This is a genomic window from bacterium, from assembly GCA_035371905.1.
Classification (GTDB): Bacteria; Ratteibacteria; UBA8468; order B48-G9; family JAFGKM01; genus JAMWDI01.
On record DAORXQ010000078.1, the window covers coordinates 1 to 8,024 of the forward strand.

Genomic DNA, 8,024 nt, shown 5'->3' on the forward strand with positions numbered 1-8,024 from the left:
TTTTAGCATTTTTTTACAGAAAAAAAATTTATGAAAATTTTATTTCTTTTTTAACAGGATTATTTCTTCCTTTATTGTTTTTTGTATATGTTATTTTAAAAGGATATCCTGAGAGTATTGATTGTACAATCTTCTATCCATTATACTGGTCAAAAAAGGAATCAAAAACATTTCTTGAGTTTATTTTAAATTTAAAGACCTATTTAAAAAATAGTCCACTTGTACAGCTGTTTATATTGTTTTTAATTTTGCTTTTTCAAAAAGAGAAAAGATTAAAAATGGAAATAATAATTTTTGTTTTTATTTCTCTACTTATTATTTTTAAAACACCTGCTTCCCATCCACATTATGGACTTATCTTTTTTATTCCAGTAGTTCTTGCTTTAATATACTTATTAAACAATTTACAGCACAAAAAAATTATTATTTTTACTCTTATCTTTCTCACTTTAATACCCGCAAAATACATATACTTAAAAATAAAAGATTCTTTAAAAGCATTAAAAATTATTTTTATAGATAAAGATTTCCGATGCGCTTCTTCTCCTGTTGCCTTTATAATAATTAACAATTTAAAAGACGGAGAAACTTTCATTATGAATGCACCGGACCCTACTGTTTACTTTTTAACAAGAACAAAAAGTCCCATTAGATTTATTAATTTTGATTATTACATAGATGAATATTATAAAGAGGAACTAAAAAAAGAAATAAGGGAAAATCCACCAGATTACATTTATTGGGACAGACCAATTTCAGAACTTGAAAGGATTTTCAGTTTAACAAAAAATGAATACTATCTTGAAAAAATATATAATAATCTATATAAGTTTAAACTGAAAAGGAAATTTTAATGGGACCAAAATACAGTTTTGGATTTTCAGACCATCTTTTAATTGAAATAGGTAATATTAACTTTTATCAGTTACATTTTGAAGCAAAAGCAATTGTGAAAGCATATGAAAAACTAAAAGATATAGCAGAAGAACTTGAGGTAAAACCACCTATTCCAAAAATGGCTGGATTCTGTTATCCTCATATTGCTTCACTCGGTGCTCATATTGAATTTCCAGCAGATGGAGAACCCAAACCATTTCCATTAATAAAAAACATTGAGAATATAGATAAATTAAAAGAACCAGAAGATTATTTAAGTGCTCCTTTAATACAGAAAAAGTTGAAGACATTATCGGAATTAAAAAAACTTGTTCCAGATACCCCAAATACAATAGGACATCTTTACGAAGGACCGATAACAACCGCTGTTTTACTTATGGGACAGGATTTTTTTCTGCTTGTATATGATAATCCTGAGAAAGCACATAAACTTTTAAATTTTACAGTTGAAAGTGCTTTAAATTATGCAAAAACGATATTAAATCATTTTGGAGATGATATAAAAGAAGGACCAAAAGGAATACCAGATGATTTTGCAGGTATTTTATCTCCAGAATTATTTTCTGAATTTGTTTTACCTTACTGGAATAAATTATATGAAGGATTGAAAGCAACTGAAAGACATCTGCACAGTGAACTATTGAAAGAAGAGCATTTGAAGTTTTTAAAAGAAGTTAAAATTGATGTTTTTGACCCATCAGCAGACCAGTATTTAAATGGAGAAATACTATCAAAAAAATGTCCATGCAGATTTACTTTAAAAATTCAATCCTGGGAAATTTTTAATTTATCTGAAGAAGAACTGGAAAAATTATATATAAAACTTGCAGGTTATAAACCAGAATGTATAGGTTTTTCAATGGAAAGATTGGTTGACTTACCCAAAATAAAAAGATTACTTAAAATAGCAAGAGAACTGGAAAAAGACTGTTTATGAAAAATTTTTTAAAAAAATTAAGAGTCAATTCTATACTGACACTTTTGAGTATTATATATTTTTTTATTACTTCTTTTCCACACAATCCTACATATAATCAGATGTTTATAGATAGTGGAATTTATGCATATATAGGACAGCAAATAAATAATGGAAAAATTTTGTATAAAGAAGTTTGGGATTATAAATTTCCAGCAATTTATTATATTTATGCTTTTCTTTTTAAAATTTTTACTGATACAAGATGGACATTATATTTTACAGATATTTTTTCAAGTATTATCATGTTAATTTTGCTTTTTCTTATACTGAAAAAATTTAAAATTGCAGAATTTTTTTGGATTGTTTCTTTTTTATTTATAACTGCTTATAGAATTTATGCTACATTTAGTGGCGGTAACCTTACAGAACATTTTTTTATTTTTTTACCATAATTTCTTTATTTATTTTATTTGAAAAACCAACAAAAATAGGGGATTTTATTCTGGGAAATTGTTTAATATGGATGTTGATGTTTAAACAACCTTATTCTCTGATTGTTTTGGTAATTTTTTTATTTTTTAAAGATAGAATTTTGAAAGGTGAGAAAAGTTTTTCATTTACGTATTCATTAAAGGTTTTCCAGAAAGTTTTGAAACATTTACTTTTCCATTTTATTTAGCAAAAACTTCAAATATCTCATCAAAAAACACACTTATAAATTTTTTAAATGATATAAATTACAGATTTAGAATTTTTTTATTTACAGGACCAGGAAAACAATTATTGATGTTTTTAATACCGGTATGTCTGGTAAAAGATAACTTAAAATTTTTATTTTTAAGTTTATTCGTAAGTTTAATATTCATTTATTTCTTTACTTTTGCTTTATATTCCCACTATATTCTTCTAGTAAATATCCCATTAATCATAGGAGCAATAATTTTAATAAAGAATTATCCTAAAAAACTGGTTATTTTTTCCCTCTTAGTTTGTTTTCTTTTACCTTTAAATTTGATAAGAAAAAGATTTTACCATTTTAATAGAAGTTTTTATAAATTTGTAATTTTAAAAGACCACAGAATAAATGTACATCCTCTTGTTTTTACAGTAATTAAGTATGTAAAGCCAAAAGAGACAATCTTTATGATTCCTGATTATTGTGAAGTTTACTTTATAACAAAAACTGAAAGTCCTTGGAAATTTTGTGGAATTGGTACTGACATTAAAGAATATTTTAAAAATGAATTAAGAAAATTGATAAGAGAAAAACCACCGGACTATTTCTATCTTGAAATTTCAATTAAAGATTTTGAAGACATTTTTCAACTTAAGCCAGATGAGTATCAATTAATACATTTAGAGAAAAATTTATTTAAATTTAAAATGTTGTCTTTTTAATAATACCTGCCAAATTCTTTACCTGCTTCATACATTACTTCAAAATGTAAAACAGGTGTTTCAGGAGCGCAATTATTTCCATCATGTAATATGAATTTTTTTCCTTTCATAACCCCTGATTCACAAAGATTTTTTACTGCCTCTCTAATTTTTTCAACAGGTCCATTTTTCAAAAGTACAGGTGAAATATTTCCTATTAAAAGCACATCTTCTCCAAGTTCTTCTCTTGTTTTTCCAAAATCAACAGGAAATCCAAGGTCAAATGTTTTTATATTTAGTTCTTCCTTCAATGTTTTTAAATGTCTCTGAACTCTTCCACAGATATGTATACTATTTGGTCCTCCTTTTGAAAACTCATTTAATAATTTTTGATGATATGGCATAACAAATTTTTTATACATATCAGTTGAAAGTAATTCAATACTGTCATCTGCGAACCCCCAGCCCTGCTGTGGATAAGATATACCAAGAAATTCACTTACTTTTTTAATTCTTCTAATTGTTTCATCTGTTATAAAAGAAAGTAAATCATGAATATATTGCGGGTCATCATAAAAATCAATCATTATTTCACTGGCACCCCTTAAATTACAAGCAACTGTTAAAGGTCCATCAGTTCCTAATCCAAAAATTCCTGTTTTCCCAACAGGAATACCTTCAAAATCAATTTTTTTTCTTTTTTCTTCAAGGTAATAATAGTGTTCAAGGGCAATTTTATAAACAGGGTTTTCAAAGACATCCGGGAGTTTCATTTTATAAAGTTTCTTTTTATCTTCTTTTAAAATTGGTAAAATAAAGGGCATATCATTTTCAGGGAAAACTACAGGACATCCAAAATACATTGCTTCATCACAGTTTAAATAATAAACATTTATACCATTCCATTCTTTTTCTGGATATCCCATAAATGAATCCTGGCAGACATTGAATCTTACCCATTTTTGAAAATTTAGTTCTACTTCCCATCTAACATCAGGGTTTTCAAAAAAATCTTTCCATGTATACTTCCATTTATTCAATTCAGAATTAAGTAAAATCATTCTTGAATTCATGGAAAAAGTTACAGGAACTCTTGATGGATTTTCACTTTTAAATTCTTCCCACAGTTTTTTTACTTCTTCATTATGTTTTTCAAAATCAATTTTTTTCTCAAGAATAAATTTGCTCATTTTCTCCCCTTTTTAAAAATTTTAGATATAAATTTTCATAATTTTCAACCATTTTTTCAAGTAAAAATTTTTTCTTTGCATAATTATAACCTGCTTCTCCAATAGTTTTACAAATCATATCATTTTTAAGCAACAATAAGATTTTTTCTTTTATTTCTTTTTTATTTTTAGGATTCACCAGAAACCCATTCTTTCCATCTTCTATTATTTCTTTTCCTCCACCTATTTCAGTACATATAACCGGTTTTTTGCACAACATCCCTTCAATTACAAGATTTGGCATACCTTCCCATAAGGAAATAAGAACCACTATATCTGAAATTTTTATCAAATCAGGTAGGTCTTCTCTATAGCCGGTAAATATAACATCCTTTTTTAAATCAAGTTTTTCAGTCAATTTAAATAGATTTTCTTTTTCATCACCCTCCCCTACTATTATGAATTTTACTTCTTTAATTTCTTTTTTGATGTCATTTGCGATATATAAAAATGTATCAAGGTTTTTTTCAAATGATAATCTTCCGCCAGTCAAAATGATTTTTTCATTTTTAATACCAAAATTTTTCTTTAATTCAATTTTTTCCTGTAATTTTTCATATTTTTCAATTTCTATACCATTATATATAACCTCAAATTTTTCTTTTTCTCCATCAATTTTCTGAATATAAATTTTTTTTACTTCTTCAGAATTACATATAATTTTATCAGTGAATCTTAAGAGAATTTTATCAATTAAAATATGATACCATTTTTTCCACAAGTCAGCACTTCTCTCTGATGCAATTATTAAAGGGATTCCTGATAAAATACCTGCTAACCTTCCCCATGTATTTGATGTAAACATAAAAGTATGCAAAATATCAGGTTTTTCTTTTCTCAGTATGTTTATCAGATTAAAAAGTATTAAAATATCAAACTTAAATCTTTTGTTAAGTATATAAAGATTTGTAATTTTCTTAAAATCTTCTTCCATTCTTCCACCTCTTAGAGCAATTAAAAAGGGTTCAAATTTTTCTTTATTGAGATTTTTAATTAATAAATAAAGTTGTTTTTCCGCTCCCCCGACTTTTAAAGTTCCGATTACATATGCGATTTTAATCTTATTTAATTGAGGAAATTTTGTTCTGTCCAGCCCAGTTATACCACTTTTCTTTATCATAACCAAAATCAACCCCTGTTATTTTTCTTAATGCTTCTCTTGCAATCCTTTTCAATTCATAATTTTCACTTTTCAATAAATTTATTAAAGAATAGACCGCTCTCTTATCACCAATTTCTCCAAGTGCATAAGCAGAATACTCTCTTATAAGTAAATGATATCTGTCATTTAAATTAGAAATAAGTGAAACTGTTGCTCTTTTATCTTTAAAGTTAGCGAGTGCTTTTATTGCCTCAATTTTTACCTCAATTTGTTTGTCATTCAGCATATTAAGTACAGGTTCAAAACCTCTAATGTCTTTTAATGCCCCAAGTGCCTTTACAGATGCCATTCTTACCATCCAGTTTGAATCATCAAGTAATTCAATCAGTTGAGGAATTGATAGAGGATTTTTTATTTTCTCAAATGTTTCTGCAACTTCTTTTCTAACAAGAAATTCTTTATCCTTTATAAGTGGAATTAGTTTTTCAATTTCAATATCTTCTTTTATTTCTCCAAGAGCCCATATTGCGTATTTTCTTATCTCCCAGTTTTTATCCTTTAAATATTCATAAAGAAATGGTATTGATTCTTTTACTTTATTACTGCCAAAACATCTTATTACTTTAATTTTTATATACTCATCCTGCTTTGAATTATTTATTAAAAAATTCACTTCGTCTTTATCTTTTGAAAGAATTTCAATAACTTTTTCTTTTATCTCAATATCTCTGTCATTTATACATTTTTCAATAAATACTTGTGAACTTTTGTCTTTTATTTCTCCAAGAATCTCAATAAGTTTTATTTTAAGTAATTTAGAACTTTCTTCATTTGAGTATTTCTCAAAGATATAAGGAAGTGAAACAGAACCAATTTTTATAATTGTTTTTTTTGCTTCATCTGAAGGAGTAGTTTTGCCCAGTGTTTTATCGTAAATTATTCTCTCATCTTCAAGGATATTTAAGAGATAAGGTATACCTTCAGATAAATCACCTTGCATATTTCTTATTTTATAAGCAGCATATACTCTTTTCATAGGGTCTTGTGATTTCAGGTTTTCAATTACATTTATAAAATCCTTTGAAGTATTCTGAGAAAATAAAAATAAGTGTATAATGAAAAAAATTAAAACCAGTCGTTTCATACTACCTCCTTTTTTTTAAAAAACATTATAAACTTTTCTCCACAATTCAAAAATAAGTAAAAGAAATAATCTTGAAGAATGATCTGCTTTATTTGAAATATGCTCATTTATAATTTTCTCAACTTCTTTATTATTGAATAAATCACCTTTTCTGAAATTCTCTGACAACAAATGTTCTTTTAAATAGTTTTTAAGGTCATCTCTAAACCATTTACCAAGAGGCACTCCAAAGCCCATTTTTTTCCTGTATAATATTTCATCTGGGAGAAAATTTTTCAATTTTTCTTTCAGAATATATTTACTTATTCTCCCATTTAATTTCAATTCTGGTGGAAAAGAAGCAATCAATTCTATAAATTCTGTATCAAGAAATGGACTTCTCCCTTCAAGATAATTCGCCATAGTTGCTATATCCATTTTTACAAGAAGAACTTCAGGAAGATATAGATTAAAATCACAGAAAATCATTTTTTCAAGTAAATCAAGATTTTCAGTTCTGGACCATAAATTTTCAGTGATTGTAAAAGAATTATAATTTTTAATTTCATTTTTAAAAAACGTACTGTATAACTTATCCTTCCATTCAGGAGAAAAAGAAGTTAAACGTCTTGTATAGGCATAGCAGAATCCATAATCATCTGTTTCCTGTAACCACTTCAAAATTCTAACTGGAAATTTATATGGGAATTTATTATAGATTTTCAGTATCAAATTTTTATTTATTTTATTCAAAAGGCCTGTACTTTTTGATATTTTATGTAATTTTTCAAGAACTTTTGTCTGGTAATATCTTGGATAACCTGCAAAATTTTCATCTCCACCATCTCCATTTAAGGCAACTTTTACATAATTTTTTGTTTGATTTGCGACATAATATGTTGGAATCATTGATGAATCACCAAATGGTTCGTTGTAATACCAGACAAGTTTTGGCAAAATTTCTATAATATCAGGTTTTACAATAAATTCATTATGTTCTGTCCCAAACTTTTTTGCAACAATTTTTGCATATTTAATTTCAGAAAAACTTTCAACATCAAAACCAATTGAAAAAGTTTTAACCGGTGTGGTCAGAAATTCACTCATAATACCTACAATAGTAGAAGAATCAATACCTCCTGAAAGAAATGCACCAAGAGGGACATCAGAAATCAATCTTATTTTTGTGGATTCTTTTAATTTTTCCCATAGTAATTCCTTGTAGTCATTTTCATCTTTAAAATATATTTTTTTTGTAAAATCAATCTGCCAGTATTTTTCAATTTTTATTTCACCGTCTTTCCATATCAAGTAATGTGCAGGTGAAAGTTTTTTAATATTTTTGAAAATTGTTTTTGGAGAAGGAATTGCCTGATA

The 8,024-nt window shown here is 26.5% G+C and carries 8 protein-coding genes; 4 read left to right on the plus strand and 4 right to left on the minus strand.

Annotated elements, in window-relative coordinates; all coding sequences use genetic code 11:
* The 4 genes from PKV21_07845 to PKV21_07860 form a co-directional block, all read left to right on the plus strand.
* Positions 1-854, plus strand: an 854-nt coding sequence (locus tag PKV21_07845) for a hypothetical protein (GenBank protein ID HOM27402.1), incomplete at its 5' end; no start/stop codon positions are given.
* Positions 854-1,834: a uroporphyrinogen decarboxylase family protein gene (locus PKV21_07850; protein ID HOM27403.1), complete on the plus strand. Its 981-nt coding sequence runs from the start codon at positions 854-856 to the stop codon at positions 1,832-1,834. The genes PKV21_07845 and PKV21_07850, both read left to right, overlap by 1 nt.
* On the plus strand, positions 1,831-2,268 hold the full coding sequence (locus PKV21_07855) for a hypothetical protein (protein ID HOM27404.1): 438 nt from the start codon (positions 1,831-1,833) through the stop codon (positions 2,266-2,268). The genes PKV21_07850 and PKV21_07855 overlap by 4 nt, the downstream gene beginning before the upstream one ends.
* Before the next feature lie 334 nt (positions 2,269-2,602).
* Complete coding sequence (locus PKV21_07860; GenBank protein HOM27405.1) at positions 2,603-3,214, plus strand: hypothetical protein; 612 nt, start codon at positions 2,603-2,605, stop codon at positions 3,212-3,214.
* Here PKV21_07860 and PKV21_07865 read toward each other — a convergent pair.
* From PKV21_07865 to PKV21_07880, 4 genes are all read right to left on the minus strand, one after another.
* Positions 3,211-4,383 carry a uroporphyrinogen decarboxylase family protein gene (locus tag PKV21_07865; protein HOM27406.1) on the minus strand — a complete coding sequence of 391 codons (1,173 nt, stop codon included), beginning with the start codon at positions 4,381-4,383 and terminating at the stop codon, positions 3,211-3,213. The genes PKV21_07860 and PKV21_07865 overlap by 4 nt on opposite strands.
* Positions 4,364-5,542, minus strand: a complete 1,179-nt coding sequence (locus PKV21_07870) for a glycosyltransferase (GenBank protein ID HOM27407.1) — start codon at positions 5,540-5,542, stop codon at positions 4,364-4,366. The genes PKV21_07865 and PKV21_07870 overlap by 20 nt, the downstream gene beginning before the upstream one ends.
* A complete protein-coding gene (locus PKV21_07875; protein ID HOM27408.1) occupies positions 5,484-6,668 on the minus strand; it encodes a HEAT repeat domain-containing protein in 1,185 nt (394 codons plus the stop codon). The genes PKV21_07870 and PKV21_07875 overlap by 59 nt, the downstream gene beginning before the upstream one ends.
* A 15-nt stretch (positions 6,669-6,683) precedes the next feature.
* A partial coding sequence (locus tag PKV21_07880; protein ID HOM27409.1) for an asparagine synthase-related protein occupies positions 6,684-8,024 on the minus strand: 1,341 nt, incomplete at its 5' end.